This is a genomic window from Chitinophaga skermanii (assembly GCF_003259335.1).
GTDB lineage: Bacteria > Bacteroidota > Bacteroidia > Chitinophagales > Chitinophagaceae > Chitinophaga > Chitinophaga skermanii.
Map to the genome: position 1 here is coordinate 763,554 of NZ_QLLL01000001.1, position 15,488 is coordinate 779,041.

Here is a 15,488-nt window from a genome sequence, read left to right on the forward strand (position 1 = left end):
AGAAGGAGCCAATTGGCGGCTCCTTCTATTTTATATAAAATGTAATTTTAAGCCCGTAAAACTGCAAACATGAAAAAAGATGAAGTTCCGCAGGATAATAACGACCTGCACAAACAAACATTTAAACAATTGTTTTACGCAGTGGATAACGATGGCGATTACGTGAAAGTACCCAGCGTAGGTTGGGAACCGGAGAATGTTGCCATGGCGCAAGCATGGGATGAAGTGAACGATAGAATTGCACAAGCGAAAGAAAAAGTGCTACAAGGTGAAGTAAGCCCCATTGCTTATTACATGGAAAAAAGCCTTATGGATATCAGCATCCTAGCAGGGCACGTCGGTAAGTTTCAATGGCAAGTTAAACGCCACTTCAAACCGGCAAATTTTAATAAACTAAGTGATAAAATGTTGCAACGTTATGCCGCTGCTTTTCAAATCAGCGTACAAGAATTGTTGCAAGTAAAATAAAATCAGATGATGCAAACAGCAGCACCTGGTGCAATCAACAACAAGATGAACCAGCAGTTTAACCACGTACAATCAGCCCACTGCGAAAGCGGTGTTGTGTCGAACCTACTTCGTCACAATGGCTTGCAAATTAGCGAGCCTATGGCTTTCGGTATTGGTAGTGGTATATTCTTCGGGCATCTACCGTTTGTAAAAGTGAATGGCATTCCTGGTACCACTTACCGCATATGGCCTAGTGGTATTCTAAATAAAGTGTGCAAACGCTTAGGTGTACAAGTACACTCGGAGAAGTTCTCCAACCCGCAAAAAGCTATGGCCGCTCTCGACCAAGCTGTTGCGGCTAACATCCCGGTAGGTATGCAATCCAGTGTATACTATTTGCCCTACCTCCCCCAAGCATACCGTTTTCATTTTAACGCCCACAACCTCGTTGTGTTCGGCAAAGAAGGTAACGAATACTTGGTGAGCGATCCTGTAATGGAAGGTCCTGCTAAAATTGACCCGGAAAGCTTAGCGCAAGCACGTTTTGCTAAAGGATACCCAGAGCCGAAAGGTCGTATGTATCATGTAAGCCACGTGCCTTCACAAGTCGATTTCCGCAAACCCGTTAAACAAGGTATCGAGCAAACTTGCAACTTCATGTTGAAGGTGCCATTTCCAATGCTGGGTATTAAAGGGATTCGTTATTTATCGAAGAAAATTGTGAAATATCCAGAACTGGGCGAGCGTAAGGCTGCTTTGTTCTTAGGTAATATTATTCGTATGCAAGAAGAGATCGGTACCGGTGGTGCCGGTTTCAGGTTTATGTATGCCGCGTTTCTTCAAGAAGCCGGCATCAAGTTGCAAAACGATGAACTGAGAAACTTGGCGCAATCGCTAACGGCTGTGGGCGACGAGTGGCGGAATTTCGCTTTCGAAGCCGGCCGTGTGTGTAAAGCGCGCACAGTAGATCAAAATGCATTTGTGAACCTTAGCCAATTGCTGATGCACGTGGCAGAAGGAGAGCAGCAGTTTTTTACAAAATTGTCGAAGGTAAAATTGTAGTGTTGTGAACAGTATCGTAGTAAAAAACTTGTATAAAACTTACGCAGGGGCCTTACAACCCACTTTGCAAGGATTATCATTTAGTTTTCCGGAAGGGAAGATCGTGGGTTTACTCGGTCCGAACGGTGCCGGTAAAACCACTACGATTAGTATACTTTGCGGTATTGTAAAAGCTAGCAGCGGGGAAGTAACTGTTTGCGGGCTATCGCAAGATGCTTCGCATAGGGAGCAGGTAAAGCGCGTAATGGGTATTGTACCCCAACAAATCGCTTTGTTCCCGCAATTAACCGCGTATGAAAACCTCGTGTACTTCGGGAATTTATATGGCCTAAAAGGAAAATCCCTCCGCGGCAAAATTCTTGATTACCTCGAAGCTTTCGGCCTGGAAAAAGCCGCCCATAAAGAAGTGATCAAATTCTCCGGTGGTATGAAACGTCGCACCAATATTATTGCCGCGATTTTACACGACCCCGAATTACTGATCCTCGATGAACCAACAGCAGGCGTAGACGTACAGTCGCGCAGCATGATTCTCCGTTTCTTGCGTGAATACAATGCAAAAGGCAACAGCGTTTTGTATACCTCGCATTTACTGGAAGAAGCACAACAGATTTGCGACGAGGTAGTGATTATGGACGAAGGAAAAGTATTGGTACAAGGCGAACCAGGTATATTAATTCAAACATTAAACGAATGCCGCAACCTCGAAGATGTGTTCTTACACTACACGGGTGAAGCGGTACGCGATTAAAATATTTTAGGTGTTAAGATTATTAGCAACATTACGGAAAGAATGGTTCCTGCTTACGCGGGACAAAGCAGGATTGGCATTGTTATTTATTATGCCTGTTGTGCTTATTACCGTAATGGCGGTTATTCAAGACGCTCCTTTTAAAGATTACCAGGAAGTAAAGTTCGATATATTAACAGTCGATAACGACCAAGGCCGGTTGGCGAAGCACATCAAAGAAGGCTTAAGCGCTAGCGGTCAATTCAATATTATCGACACACTGAACGGCGAAGTATTAACGCAAGCAGTAGCCTTGAAGAAGGTAAATGATGGCGATTATAAAATCGCGATCGTTATTCCCAAAGGTGCCACCGCCAACATCGTGAGTAACGCGAACAGCATTGTGAATAACCTTGTGCAACGCATGGGTATGAGTAGCCAATTGCCTGTAAAAGAAAAGCAAGACTCGCTGAATGTTTGGATATACTTCGATCCCGCTGCGAAGAAAACCTTCAAAAGTGCGATCCATCAATCGCTCGACAACTTCCTTACACAAGTAGAAACAAACATGCTGTTAGAAAGAATCCAGATGCAATTAAAAAGCAAGGATTCTACAGCACAAGATAGCTTCCCAGCCATACAGTTGAAAGCAGTAGGCTTAAAAGAAGTAGCAACAACAACCGATCACAAACAGATCGATGTTGTTTCGAATTCTGTACAGCACAACGTGCCAGCATGGAGCATATTCGCCATGTTCTTCATCGTTATTCCAATCGCCGGCAACATGATCCGCGAAAGAGAAGACGGTAGTTTATTGCGAATGAAATTAATCCCGGGTTCATACTTGGCTATCTTAGCAGGTAAAATGTTATTCTTCGTGGGTATTTGTGTAGTGCAATTCTACTTAATGATCCTCGTTGGTATTTACCTTTTACCGTTAATGGGATTGCCCAAATTAGTATTAGGGCACGATCATATTGCCTCCTTTGCTACGGCTGTAAGTATTGGTTTTGCCGCTACAGCGTATGGTATTTTGGTGGGTACCTTGTTCAAAACACCGAACCAAGCCTTGAACTTTGGCGCAATTTCGATCGTGATTTTATCGGCTATCGGCGGTATTTGGATACCGTTAGAAATTATGCCGGAACATATACAAATGTTTGGCCGAATGTCGCCGCTTAGTTGGGGACTGGATGCCATTAATGATATTTATTTAAGAGGTGGCAACTTGTGGAAGATATTGCCGGATATCGGTCGTTTAATTGGCTTAAGTTTAGCAATGTTAGGCATCGCGGCTTGGGTTGAGAAAAGACGTATTGCGTAAGCAAGTTACACATCGGGATAAACCTTTAAACCTTTATTTTAATGATAATCTCTACGGAGGAAACGAAGAAGGGATTAACCTACAACATTATGGAAGCGTTAAAACAGCAATTGAAAGAACAAATCATTGAAGCATTGAACTTGCAAGACACTAAACCATCCGACATCGACGATAACGCGCCTTTGTTTGGTGAGGGTTTGGGTTTAGACAGTATCGATTCTTTGGAATTGATGGTTTTATTGGAAAGAAACTACAAGATTAAAGTAGAAGATCCACGCGAAGGCCGTAAAATTTTGCAAAGTGTACAGTCAATGGCTGAGTTCATTCAATCTAAACAAGTAGCCTAGTTTGAAAGAAGCCATGGGAGAGCGTGTATTTATAACCGGTGTAGGCATGATCACCGCGATTGGTGATAATGTAGCACAAAACCTGCGCAGCTTACAAGCGCAACAACCCGGTATTGGTTACACGCAGTATATCGACACAATATATCAATCCATACTGCCGGTAGCCGAAGTAAAGCACGCTACAGCAACTTTAGCGGCAATGGCAGCATTACCGAATGGCGGCGAAGGATTTACAAGAACTACCTTATTGGGACTTATTGCCATGCGCGAAGCATTGGCGAATGCAAACATCGAGGATGCTAGTGAAGTAGGATTTGTAAATGCTTCTACCGTTGGCGGGATGTGCGATACGGAGAATGTGTATTTTGATATTGTCGACCCTTCTAAAACAGGCTCTTTCTTACAATATGTCGACACCTTGGATTGTGCCGATTGTACGCAACGTATTGCGGATGTAGTACAATTTCAATCCCATATCTCTACCATTTCCACCGCTTGTTCATCTTCTGCCAATGCATTAATGTATGGCGCTAGGATGATTAAGCACGGTATGTTAGAGAAAGTGGTGTGTGGTGGAACAGAAGCACTTACCCGCTTCACCATCAACGGTTTCAACTCCTTGAAGAATATCGATAAGCAACATTGCAAACCTTTCGATCACCAACGTAACGGCCTTAACCTAGGGGAAGCGGCTGCATACTTGGTGTTGGAAAGTGAAAGTAGCGTAAAACGCAATAACAGTACTGTGCTGGCCGAATTATCGGGGTATTGCAATACAAACGAGGCCTTTCACCCTACGTCGCCCTCTCCCGATGGTGATGGTGCTTATGAAGCCATGCAAAAAGCTTTGGCCATGAGCGGTCGTCAACTCAACGAGGTGCAATATGTGAACGTACACGGTACCGCAACATTGAACAACGACGTGTCGGAAGGAAAAGCCTTGGAACGTTTATTTGGGAGCAAAGTACCTAAATTCAGTTCCACCAAACCTTTTACAGGGCATACTTTAGCTGCCGCCGGTGCAGTAGAAGCCATCTTCTCGGTGCTAGCCATTCAACATTCCCTTATCTACCCGAATCTTAACTTTTCGGAGCGAATGGAAGAATTGAATATCTCACCCGAAACCCAATTACTCGAAAACTATACTGTCGATAACGTCATTTCCAATTCATTTGGATTCGGCGGGAACAATGCGTCGCTGGTGATTAGCAGCGCACAGCTTTAATTTTTATACCCATGCTCAATAAATGTTACATACAAGCTACTAGTGCTATTTCGCCACAACATACGTTCGAGGGCGAGTTTCACACGCAGCCTTTTGTAGCAAGTACCCGTAATTTGTTAAACGTGATTGAACCTAATTATAGCGGTTTTATCTCGCCGAATAATTTACGCCGTATGAGCAGGTTGTTGAAAATTGGGCAAACAGCCGCATTGAAGTGCTTAGTGGGTAGCGAGTTTCCTGTGCCTGGTGCTATTATTACCGGTACAGGTAAAGGTAGCTTGCACGATACGGAGAAGTTCCTAAAGAACATCCGCGAATACGAGGAAACAGCCTTGAACCCTACGCCATTTATCCAGTCGACTTACAATGCTGTGAACGGGTTAATTGCTTTGCAACAGAAGTGCACGAGTTATAACAATACATTTGTGCACCGTGGTTTTTCTTTCGAAAGCGCATTGCAAGATACCCTCATGCAATTACAAGAAGGTGTAGAATCGGTGTTGGTGGGTTCATTTGAAGAAATGTCGGAAGAGCACTTCTATATTAAAGGCCGGATCGGCCATTGGAAAGAAGGTGCCACTAATGAAACATTCTTGGCCGATAACCAAACTACGGGCAGCATTGCCGGCGAAGGTTCGGCGTACTTCTTAGTAACAGCAAAACCAGCCTCGCGTAACTTGGCCGTTATCGAAGGCGTGGAAATGGTGTACAAGCCAACAACAGAACAGCTGGGAAACAGGCTGCAGAAATTCCTTGCCCAACATGGTAATCCCACAATAGATGTTTTATTAACTGGCGAAAATGGCGATGCTAATTTTGCACACTATTATCAATATCTCCACCAACAATTCTCTCCATCTACCACCATAATTCCTTTTAAACAATTGTGTGGCGAGTATGATACGGCAAGTTCATTTGCTACTTGGTTAGCAACAGAAATACTCGTGCATCAATCGTTACCATTAAGCTTACAGGCTTATAATACAGCAAGCTTGCAAAACGTACAACATGTGTTGATTTACAATAACTTCATGGGAGAACAGCATAGCTTTATTTTATTGTCTAAATAATAATTGATGCATCAATAAAAGAGAAAGCCCCCGCAATGCAGAGGCTTTCAATTAATTGATATAGCAAATATTGTTATTTCACCAAGCGGTAAACTGGGTAACGCATGAAACCTGGTTCATTATAAGGTGAATTACGGTATACGAAATTCAACTGTGCACTAGCACTTTTCGCAAAGGCCGTATCTTGTTTTTTCTTCTCTTCCAAAGCTGTTTGTAACTCGGGGTGTTGCTTGAAATATTCGTACCCTGTATCTTCAAACACGTAGCTAGAATACCCTTCTTTTTGACCAAGAATAGCATCAAAGAAATTCCAGTTAAAGAATGAATCTGGGCCTGTTGGTTCAAGCGTTTCTATTAGGTAACGGTTAGCCACTTGGTTCATTGGAATGATATAATCGCCTTTATGGAACGCGATACGTTCTTTTTGCGCGGTTACTTTCGTGCCATTGTGGATATAATGTTTCTCATATGGGCGTTGCGGCGTATTGTAGTTATCGATACGGTAGGCTTCCACCTCGATAGTTGTATCTTTTTCCAACCGTTGCATTTGCACCTTGTTACCTTTCAGCAAGTCAATAACTGCCCACCAACCTTGCGGGATAATGTAGGCATCGGGTTTCGATACGAAGTTACCGGCATTGAAATAGTTGAAGAACTTAATGTTACGCACATATGGTTTCGAGCGATCGTAGTATAGGCGTGGTAAACCTGAGATATCACTTGGCTTTTTGGTAGCGGTATATCCTTTGAATTCGCGCTCGCTATATTTCGTCATATCCTCTTTCCAAGTAAGTGGAAATTGTTGTTGTGTTTTCACCGATTGCTTCGTTTGTTCACGCAGTTGCTTAATCTTTTCGCTATTCACGCTGGTGAATTCGATGAAAGATTCCATCAAAGCGTACGTAGCTTCCACGCGTTGTTTGTAAGGTTTTAGCATGTGTGTTTCTGGTACGAAACCAAAGGTGTGGAAAAGCGAGGTGTAACCGCTGGAATAACGGGGGCCATCGGCATATTCAATCCATCCGCTATCGGGCGTTTCGCCGAAGTGGTTTACATAGGGGATCAAATCGTAGCCTTTCGCTTTCATCAGCTTGTACAAGCCGGGTTCAAACGCTTTGTTCATGAACTCCCCCATTACGCCACCTAGCTTGTCGTGCTGTGTGCAGAGCAAGGTAATGATATGTTGATAATCGGCGCCGTTGCTCACGTGGTTATCAATAAACACGTCGGGGTCGGTCATTTGGTAAATTTTATGGAAAACACGGGCATTCTTAGAATCTGCTTTGATAAAATCCCTGTTAAGATCGAGATTTTGTGCATTGCCACGGGAACCGAATTCATCGGGGCCGTTTTGATCTACGCGGTAGTAAGGCGTTCTGTTTAAGCTTCCGCCAATATTGTATAAGGGAATAACAGCGAGTACGATGTTATTCGGTAATTTCTTTTTGCCGAGGGCGAGGTCGCGCAGTAGCATCATCGATGCGTCGATGCCATCTGGCTCACCGGGATGTATGCCGTTATTGATGAGGATCACCCGCTTATTTTTCTTCTTTAACGAAGCGAAATCGAAATCCCCATCCGCAGAATAGATGGTTAAGTGCAATGGGTAACCGGCATCTGTTTCGCCTACTTCGATGGTTTTGATTTGGTTGAACTTTTTATCGAGCATCTTGTGATAAGCGATGGTCTCGAAATAAGTAGCCGTTTCACGGGCATTGGTACGCTCGTAGCGCGTGGTTAGATCTTGTGCAACCGCTGTAGAAGCCGAGAGCGCCAACAGCAACGTTGCCGTTAAAAAACTTTTCATGTGGGTAAATTACAATTCCACCTCAAATAATAGAAAACGATTTGAAGAATGGTTATAGTACTGGATGTAATCGTCGATTGATTGGCTATTGGGCGGTAGTTGTGTCACTCATTTGTACTGTTGAGTGGCTATTGGAGGTATGGTATTAATTTTGCATATTACATCCACCTAACTATACCCATACTATGAAACACTACTTCTTCCCGGATGCTTTTAAGCAATTCAACGACCCGCAATTTTCTGAAATAGATAACCAATTGTATTATGCTGAAGCACCTTTTACAGGTGTGCAGTTGGGGGTATTCTCTTATAAAGAATTTAAGAATGGTTATTTACATGGCCGCTTCATCCTTTTTGAGGGTAAGTTTCCTAAAGAGATTGGTATGTACAAAGATGGAGAAATTGATTGGATGGTTTCGTTTAATGGTACAACAAAACCTGTTAGTACAGTGGGAAGAGCTCCATTCCCTGTACTTTATGAAATGGATGTAGACACAAGAGATAGTCATGAAATCATTTTGCATTACAATGTACAAGAAGGAATCATGTTTGGGGGATATGACTATACCGAAATTCAAGACTACGTAAATGATGGTTTATATGTTTATTTTCATAGAAATGGCTATGTAAGGGAAATTAGGTTTAATTATAACGGAACTTTGCCAGCAAACAAGCATATAGGAGAAAATTCTCATGTTGACTTAACCTTAAGTGATAAGGGCATATTGCGAACATCGGAAAGTGAGGTGGAGGGATGGTTTGCTGCTAATCCTAATAGTATTCCAACAGAAAGTATACATGTGGGTTATTATCAAACAAGGGAGGCGAAGTATAAAGAAATAACTAAAATAAACCCTTATGAAGGGGAAAGAAATGGTGTTTACTTTAATAAAGTAGGGGATTGGATTGTAACCACAGAGTATACAGGTGATTGGCCAGCAACTAATATAGTTGTCAATGATGAAGTATTTGAATCATCCATTTATGAGTTATTGACCGAAGAAACGCCGGAGCATGTTCCAGAATTTGCGCATGAATACTTACACCGCGATGGCGAAATTGCTGTTATAGAGGAATATTTAAACCAATGTAAGCATGCAGACCGGGAAAAGTACGACCGGATAATAGCCATCATTAGAGATCACCACGATAAAGATGTGCGGGATATGGTAGAAAGAGTAGAGCGTGTACCTAAATAGGTACGGGAATTGCAAGAAAGCATAAACTAGTTCGAAACATGACAAAAGAAGAAGTCCATATCATACGAGATAGCGACCCTGCTTTATCATATAAAGGGGCGTGTTTGTATTATGATGAAACCCCATTCAGCGGTATCGTCAAAGGAACATTCGCGTACCAAGAGTTCGAGACTGGTTTGCCCCATAATCGCCATATTCGCCTACATCCCAATGGGGAAGTGGCCCTATTAGCCCGTTATTTTACAGGAAAGCCTACCATGCATTACGAATTTTCTGCAACTGGGGAATTGAATCCAGCTACTTATATAGCGTACAATACTTTTCCAGATTATAGCCTACACAATGTGAAGAATGCGCAACATCCAGGATTTTTCCAAGGTGAATTGGGTCGTTTGGAGTATGAAAAAGAGGTATTTACGGGCGTTAAGGTGGGGAATTATGCTTATTGGGAGTATAGCGTCGGGCTTTTAGATGAACTTCACGTAGAATTCCATCAAAATGGAGAGTTGGCTAAAGTGGGAAAATATGATATGGCAGAAAAGCAATGGGAGGTCAATTTCTATGACAACGGGGAGTTGGTGAATACTGGGAAAACAAAAGCCTAAAGAACCATCCTTCCGTTCGAATGTGCGACGCAAGAAAAGCTAAATGCTTAATAACCAGTTGGTTAAATATACTTACAACAAACTAAAAAAGCTCTTCCTACATGAAATAGGAAGAGCCTAAATATAGTTTGAATTCAAAAAACTAAGCTTATGCTAAAGTGTTAACTTTTTTAGTCAACTTGCTTTTCAAGTTAGCTGCTTTGTTTTTGTGAATAACATTGCGTTTAGCCAATTTGTCAATCAAAGAAAGCACGCCTGGTAAATCTTTCTCAGCTGCTGCTTTATCAGTGATAGCTTTGATATCACGGATGGCATTACGGGTTGTTTTACCGTAGTAACGGTTACGCTCATTACGCTTTGTTGCTTGACGTACGTCTTTTTTCGTTGCTTTATGGTTTGCCATTGTTAAATTTTCAAGTTTCGGACGGCAAAGGTAACACTTTTTATTTTATAAAAAAATAAAATCCTCTTTCTTTTACCGCATTGCTATCCGTAGATGTTTAAAAAACGAATTATGAGCTGCAAATATAAGGCAAAGTTAAAAACATGTAATGAACTAATTTTTTACTATCTGGTTATCAAAAAACGAGCGATATTTGCAATCCCGTATCATATATATTATAAGATACGTTAGAAAAGTATTTGAATCAAGGACTAAGCTAAATTAACGTTGTAAATGAAGGACTTTTCATTTGTCACCAACTCACATCCTGCGTTTATAGAGTCTCTATACCAGGATTATCGTAAAGATCCTGCCTCTGTGGATCCTGATTGGGCTAAATTTTTTGTTGGGTTTGATTACGCGGTAAGCAACACCAATGGTGCCGCCAATGGTGCAGCCGCCGCAGGAGCCACAAATGGAGCGCCAGGTGCATTACCGGTGTCTAATGAGCAATTGGTGAAGGAACTAGCTGTTTACCGTCTGATCCAGGCCTACCGTAAGAAGGGCCATCTCGTAGCCAAAACAAATCCTATCCGCGAAAGAAAAGATCGCCATGCAAATCTTGATATTTCATACTTCGGTTTAACAGATGCCGATTTGAAATCCGAATTCTATGCCGGCCAAGTGGTGGGCTTAGGAAAAGCAACTTTGCAAGCAATTGTTGACCACATGAAGGCCGTATATGCGAGCTTCGTGGGAATTGAATTCACGTATATCAACGATGCTAAGAAAATCGAGTGGTTGCAAAACGAAATGGAAACTACCATGCGTAAGCCACTTTCCGTTGAACAGAAAAAACGCGTTTTGTTGAAACTCAACCAAGGCGTTATGTTTGAACGTTTCTTACACACGAAATATATCGGTCAAAAACGTTTCTCTCTCGAAGGTGGCGAAACTACCATTCCAGCTTTGGACACTATCATCACTACTGCTGCTGATCATGGCGTTCAAGAAGTGGTAATCGGTATGGCGCACCGCGGACGTTTGAACGTTTTAGCCAATACGCTCGGCAAAACCTACGAACAGATCTTCTCTGAATTCGAAGGTAACGCCACGCCAGACACAACTATGGGCAGCGGCGACGTGAAATATCACCTCGGTTTCCGTTCTACCCTCCAAACGGCTCACAACAAAGAAGTAAACCTTCAATTAACACCCAACCCTTCCCACTTAGAAGTGGTTGACCCGGTTGTTTTAGGTTTCTCTCGTTCTAAAGCCGACGTGATCTACGAAAGTGATTACGATAAAATTTTGCCGATCCTTATCCACGGTGATGCTGCTATTGCCGGCCAAGGTGTGGTATACGAAATCGCGCAAATGAGCAAGCTCCGTGGTTATTACACAGGTGGTACCATCCACTTCGTTATTAACAACCAAATTGGTTTCACTACCGATTTCGAGGATGCCCGCTCTTCTAACTACTCTACTAGCGTAGCTGCTATCGTAGAATCTCCTGTTTTCCATGTGAATGGCGACGAAGTAGAATATGCTGTTAAAGTAGCAGAAATCGCTACCCGTTACCGCCAGGAGTTCAACGAAGATATCTATATCGACTTGGTGTGCTACCGCCGCCATGGACATAACGAAGGTGATGATCCTAAGTTCACCCAACCTGCATTGTACAATTTGATTGAGAAACATGCTAACCCGCGTGAAATCTACTCAAAACAACTCATTGCAAATGGTGATGTAGATGCAGCTTTGGCTACCGAAATGGAAAAAAGCTTCTGGAAGGACTTACAAGATCGCTTAGACGAAGTAAAGCAACATCCTTTGCCTTATTCGTACCAAAAACCAGAAATCTGGTGGCAATCGTTACGTAAATCTACCCCAGACGATTTCAATAAATCTCCTGAAACAGCTATTTCTACAGAACAAGCGGATGCGATTTTTAAAGCATTGATGGCTATCCCAGAAGGCTTTAAACCATTACGTAAAGTAGAAAAGCTTATCCAAGAGAAACAAAAATTATACGAAGAAAGCGGTTTACTCGACTGGGCTTCCGGTGAATTGATGGCATATGCCAGCATTTTAGCTGAAGGAAAAGACGTTCGTTTGAGCGGCCAGGACGTAAAACGCGGTACTTTCTCGCACCGCCACGCGATCTTACGCAACGAAGAAACGAACGAAGAATATAGCCGTTTAAGCAGAATTGCCGATAAACAAGGCAAATTCAGGGTATTTAACTCATTATTAAGCGAATTCGCTGTACTGGGTTTTGAATACGGTTACTCTATTGCTAACCCGAACTCGTTAACGATTTGGGAAGCACAATTCGGCGACTTTAGCAATGGTGCTCAAACAGTTATCGACCAATTCATCACTTCCGCCGAAACTAAATGGCAGAAAATGAGTGGCTTGGTGATGTTGTTGCCACACGGTTACGAAGGTCAAGGTCCTGAACACTCTAGTGCTCGCTTAGAACGCTTCTTGCAAATGTGCGCAGAGTACAATATCTACGTAACAAACTGTACAACAGCTGCTAACTTCTTCCACGCATTGCGTAGACAATTAGCATTGCCTTTCCGTAAGCCAATGGTAAATTTCTCGCCAAAAGCGAACTTGCGTCATGTACGTAGCCAGTCTAATATTAAAGACTTTACGACAGGCGGTTTCCAAGAAGTATTGGATGATCCGTTTATTGATGATGCATCTCGCGTTAAAAAAGTGTTGATTTGTTCTGGTAAGATGTATTTCGACTTGAGTGAAAAACAGATGAAGGAAGATCGTAAAGATGTAGCGATTGTTCGTATGGAACAATTGTATCCTTTGCCAATCACTCAATTGGAAGCAATTAATCAAAAATATAAAGGTGCTACATGGTTCTGGGTACAAGAAGAACCTTTGAACATGGGTGCCGCTAGCTATTTGCAAATGAACTTGAAACAGTTTAATTACGGTGTAATTAGTCGTAACCCAAGTGCAGCCACTGCTACAGGTTATGCGAAAGTGCACGCGCAAGAGCAAGCAGAAATTATTGAAACTGCTTTCAGCATTTAAAACGGTTACCTAAAAATTTTCAAAATATTCATCTCTACTTGAAGAAGAGAGTAGAGGTCAACCATCAACATCTTTTATATGGTTATTGAAATTAAAGTTCCTACGGTAGGAGAGTCTATAAGCGAGGTTACAATTGCAAAATGGTTAAAGAAAGATGGAGATTTCGTGCAACAAGATGAGGTTTTGTGCGAAATGGAATCTGAGAAAGCAACGTTCGAACTAAACGCTGAAAAACCCGGTATTCTGTCGATCAAAGCAGAAGAAGGTGCTACATTGAACATTGGCGCTGTAGCTTGTACCATCGATACATCGGCAGCTCCAGCTGCAGAAGCTCCGGCCGCACCAGCCGCCGCTACACCGGCAGCAACAGCTGCACCTGTTGCAGAAGCTGCTCCAGCAGCACCTGCAGTAAATAAAGGTGTAATTGATATCAAGGTACCTACTGTAGGTGAATCAATCAGCGAAGTAACCCTTGCTAGTTGGAGGAAAAAAACAGGCGATTACGTTGAGCGCGACGAAGTACTCGGCGAATTGGAGTCTGAAAAAGCAACATTAGAATTAACAGCCGAAGAAGCAGGTGTATTAACAACCGTTGCTAAAGAAGGCGATACATTAAAAATTGGCGATTTGGCTTGTAAGATCGATACTTCAGCTGCTCGCCCAGCAGGCCAAGCTGCTCCAGCTGCTGCCCCTGCCGCAACTGCTGCACCGGCTGCTAAACCAGCTGCCAGCGCTGCACCAGCAAGCTTACCAGGTGATGTGAAAGCAACGCCAGTAGCTGCTGCCGTAATCGCGGATAAGAAAGTAGATCCAGCTACTATCAAAGGTTCTGGCTCTAACGGTAAAATCATGAAAGATGATGTTTTCGCTGCATTGGAAAATCCAGGTGTTGCTATCGGCCACGAATTGTTCAGCCGCGTAGAACGCAAGGAAAAAATGAGCAACTTGCGTAAAACAGTTTCTCGCAGGTTGGTAGAAGCGAAAAATACCACTGCTATGTTGACTACCTTCAACGAGGTAGATATGACCAACATCATGGCTATCCGTGCGAAATACAAAGAAGTATTCAAAAAAGCGCATGACGTGAATTTGGGCTTCATGAGCTTCTTTACAAAAGCATGTACATTTGCATTACAAGAATTCCCTGCTGTAAACGCTTATATCGATGGTGAAAACCTCGTATACCACGATTACGCAGATATTTCTATCGCCGTATCGGCTCCAAAAGGCTTGGTTGTACCTGTAATCCGTAACGCGGAAAGCTTAAGTATGGCTGATATCGAGAAGAAAGTAGTTGAATTAGCTACCAAAGCCCGCGATAGCAAATTAACCATGGAAGAAATGACCGGCGGTACCTTCACCATCACCAATGGTGGTGTGTTTGGTTCTTTGATGAGTACACCTATCATCAATATCCCGCAGTCGGCTATCCTCGGTATGCACAAAATCCAAGAACGTCCAATGGCTATCAATGGCCAGGTGGTAATTCGCCCAATGATGTACTTGGCTTTGAGCTACGATCACCGTATTATCGATGGTCGCGAGTCTGTTAGCTTCCTGGTACGTGTGAAAGAGATGTTGGAAAACCCAGAACAATTGTTGTTCGGTAAAGATCCAGTGAAGGCTTTATTAAAACTGTAAGTAAGTACAATTTAAACAATAACATCGAAGCGTGTAGGAAAAGCCTATACGCTTTGTTGTTTTTAGGCGTAGCGGTGGAGAAATACAGTTGGTATGAAGCATAATTGCTTACCGTAGCCTTTATTTAGACTAAAATGTATCTTATTAGTTAATTACCAGTGGTTTTAGTAGTTTTTGTGCCCTGGTTGCTTCATTATGAATGTTAATCATCGTTCCCTGTACCATCCTGCCTTTTGGGAACTAGTTAAATGCCTGTATGACTCCTATTATGTTTGTCGACAAGCTTCCGAGTAAGTAACTACCATGTAGTTTCCATGTAATTTTAGGGTAATTCCATGTAGTTTCCATGTAAATCCATGTAATTACATCGTATTTATATAGTATTTCCATATATAGTCATCGGTAATAGATCAATATACCCAGTTGTTTTACTTATTTACAGCCTTTGGAGACCCGGTAATTTCCTAATGGGAAGACATCGTCTAATATCACCCTAATCTATACGTAAAGGTATTGATTATCAATACAGGGAATAGTGCTCTAATAGCGAGAAGGCAATATATGGCTAGGCTACTTAAGCATAACT

At 42.4% G+C, this 15,488-nt stretch carries 13 protein-coding genes; 11 read left to right on the top strand and 2 right to left on the bottom strand.

All coding sequences use genetic code 11. The annotated features are described in order from the left end of the window. Window positions 1-69: 69 nt before the first annotated feature. Genes LX64_RS03130 through LX64_RS03160 form a run of 7 tightly spaced genes read left to right on the top strand, consistent with a single transcriptional unit; the run spans window position 70 to window position 6,208 of the window. Window positions 70-468: a hypothetical protein gene (locus LX64_RS03130; RefSeq protein WP_111596136.1), complete on the top strand. Its 399-nt coding sequence runs from the start codon at window positions 70-72 to the stop codon at window positions 466-468. Window positions 469-474: 6 nt separating this feature from the next. Continuing rightward, entirely contained in the window at window positions 475-1,512 is a 1,038-nt protein-coding gene (locus LX64_RS03135; protein WP_245952525.1) for a BtrH N-terminal domain-containing protein, read from the top strand. Between the two features lie 4 nt (window positions 1,513-1,516). Then, window positions 1,517-2,263 carry an ABC transporter ATP-binding protein gene (locus LX64_RS03140; RefSeq protein WP_245952526.1) on the top strand — a complete coding sequence of 249 codons (747 nt, stop codon included), beginning with the start codon at window positions 1,517-1,519 and terminating at the stop codon, window positions 2,261-2,263. Between the two features lie 10 nt (window positions 2,264-2,273). Continuing rightward, the gene (locus tag LX64_RS03145) at window positions 2,274-3,566 is read left to right on the top strand and encodes an ABC transporter permease (RefSeq protein ID WP_111596137.1); all 1,293 of its coding nucleotides are present in this window, start codon (window positions 2,274-2,276) and stop codon (window positions 3,564-3,566) included. Window positions 3,567-3,607: 41 nt separating this feature from the next. Continuing rightward, entirely contained in the window at window positions 3,608-3,913 is a 306-nt protein-coding gene (locus tag LX64_RS03150; RefSeq protein ID WP_245952528.1) for a phosphopantetheine-binding protein, read from the top strand. A 1-nt stretch (window position 3,914) separates the two neighbouring features. Beyond that, window positions 3,915-5,138: a beta-ketoacyl-[acyl-carrier-protein] synthase family protein gene (locus LX64_RS03155; RefSeq protein ID WP_211324717.1), complete on the top strand. Its 1,224-nt coding sequence runs from the start codon at window positions 3,915-3,917 to the stop codon at window positions 5,136-5,138. Between the two features lie 11 nt (window positions 5,139-5,149). Further along, window positions 5,150-6,208 (top strand): beta-ketoacyl synthase chain length factor, encoded by a 1,059-nt coding sequence (locus tag LX64_RS03160; protein WP_111596138.1) that lies wholly within the window; start codon window positions 5,150-5,152, stop codon window positions 6,206-6,208. Window positions 6,209-6,281: 73 nt separating this feature from the next. Here the strand turns inward: LX64_RS03160 and LX64_RS03165 are convergent, their stop codons facing one another. Beyond that, window positions 6,282-8,015, bottom strand: coding sequence for a M14 family metallopeptidase (locus LX64_RS03165; RefSeq protein ID WP_111596139.1), 1,734 nt, complete (start codon window positions 8,013-8,015; stop codon window positions 6,282-6,284). Between the two features lie 185 nt (window positions 8,016-8,200). Between LX64_RS03165 and LX64_RS03170 the strand changes: the two genes are divergently transcribed. Both LX64_RS03170 and LX64_RS03175 read left to right on the top strand, forming a co-directional pair. Next, a complete protein-coding gene (locus LX64_RS03170; protein WP_111596140.1) occupies window positions 8,201-9,214 on the top strand; it encodes a hypothetical protein in 1,014 nt (337 codons plus the stop codon). Window positions 9,215-9,252: 38 nt separating this feature from the next. Next, entirely contained in the window at window positions 9,253-9,819 is a 567-nt protein-coding gene (locus LX64_RS03175) for a hypothetical protein (RefSeq protein ID WP_111596141.1), read from the top strand. A gap of 148 nt (window positions 9,820-9,967) precedes the next feature. Here LX64_RS03175 and rpsT read toward each other — a convergent pair whose 3' ends face one another. Continuing rightward, window positions 9,968-10,222, bottom strand: coding sequence for a 30S ribosomal protein S20 (gene rpsT / locus LX64_RS03180; protein WP_111596142.1), 255 nt, complete (start codon window positions 10,220-10,222; stop codon window positions 9,968-9,970). A gap of 273 nt (window positions 10,223-10,495) precedes the next feature. Here rpsT and LX64_RS03185 point away from each other — a divergent pair, with 273 nt between their 5' ends. After that, on the top strand, window positions 10,496-13,261 hold the full coding sequence (locus LX64_RS03185; protein ID WP_111596143.1) for a 2-oxoglutarate dehydrogenase E1 component: 2,766 nt from the start codon (window positions 10,496-10,498) through the stop codon (window positions 13,259-13,261). Between the two features lie 78 nt (window positions 13,262-13,339). Then, window positions 13,340-14,902 (top strand): 2-oxoglutarate dehydrogenase complex dihydrolipoyllysine-residue succinyltransferase, encoded by a 1,563-nt coding sequence (gene odhB, locus LX64_RS03190; RefSeq protein ID WP_111596144.1) that lies wholly within the window; start codon window positions 13,340-13,342, stop codon window positions 14,900-14,902. Window positions 14,903-15,488 lie beyond the last annotated feature (586 nt).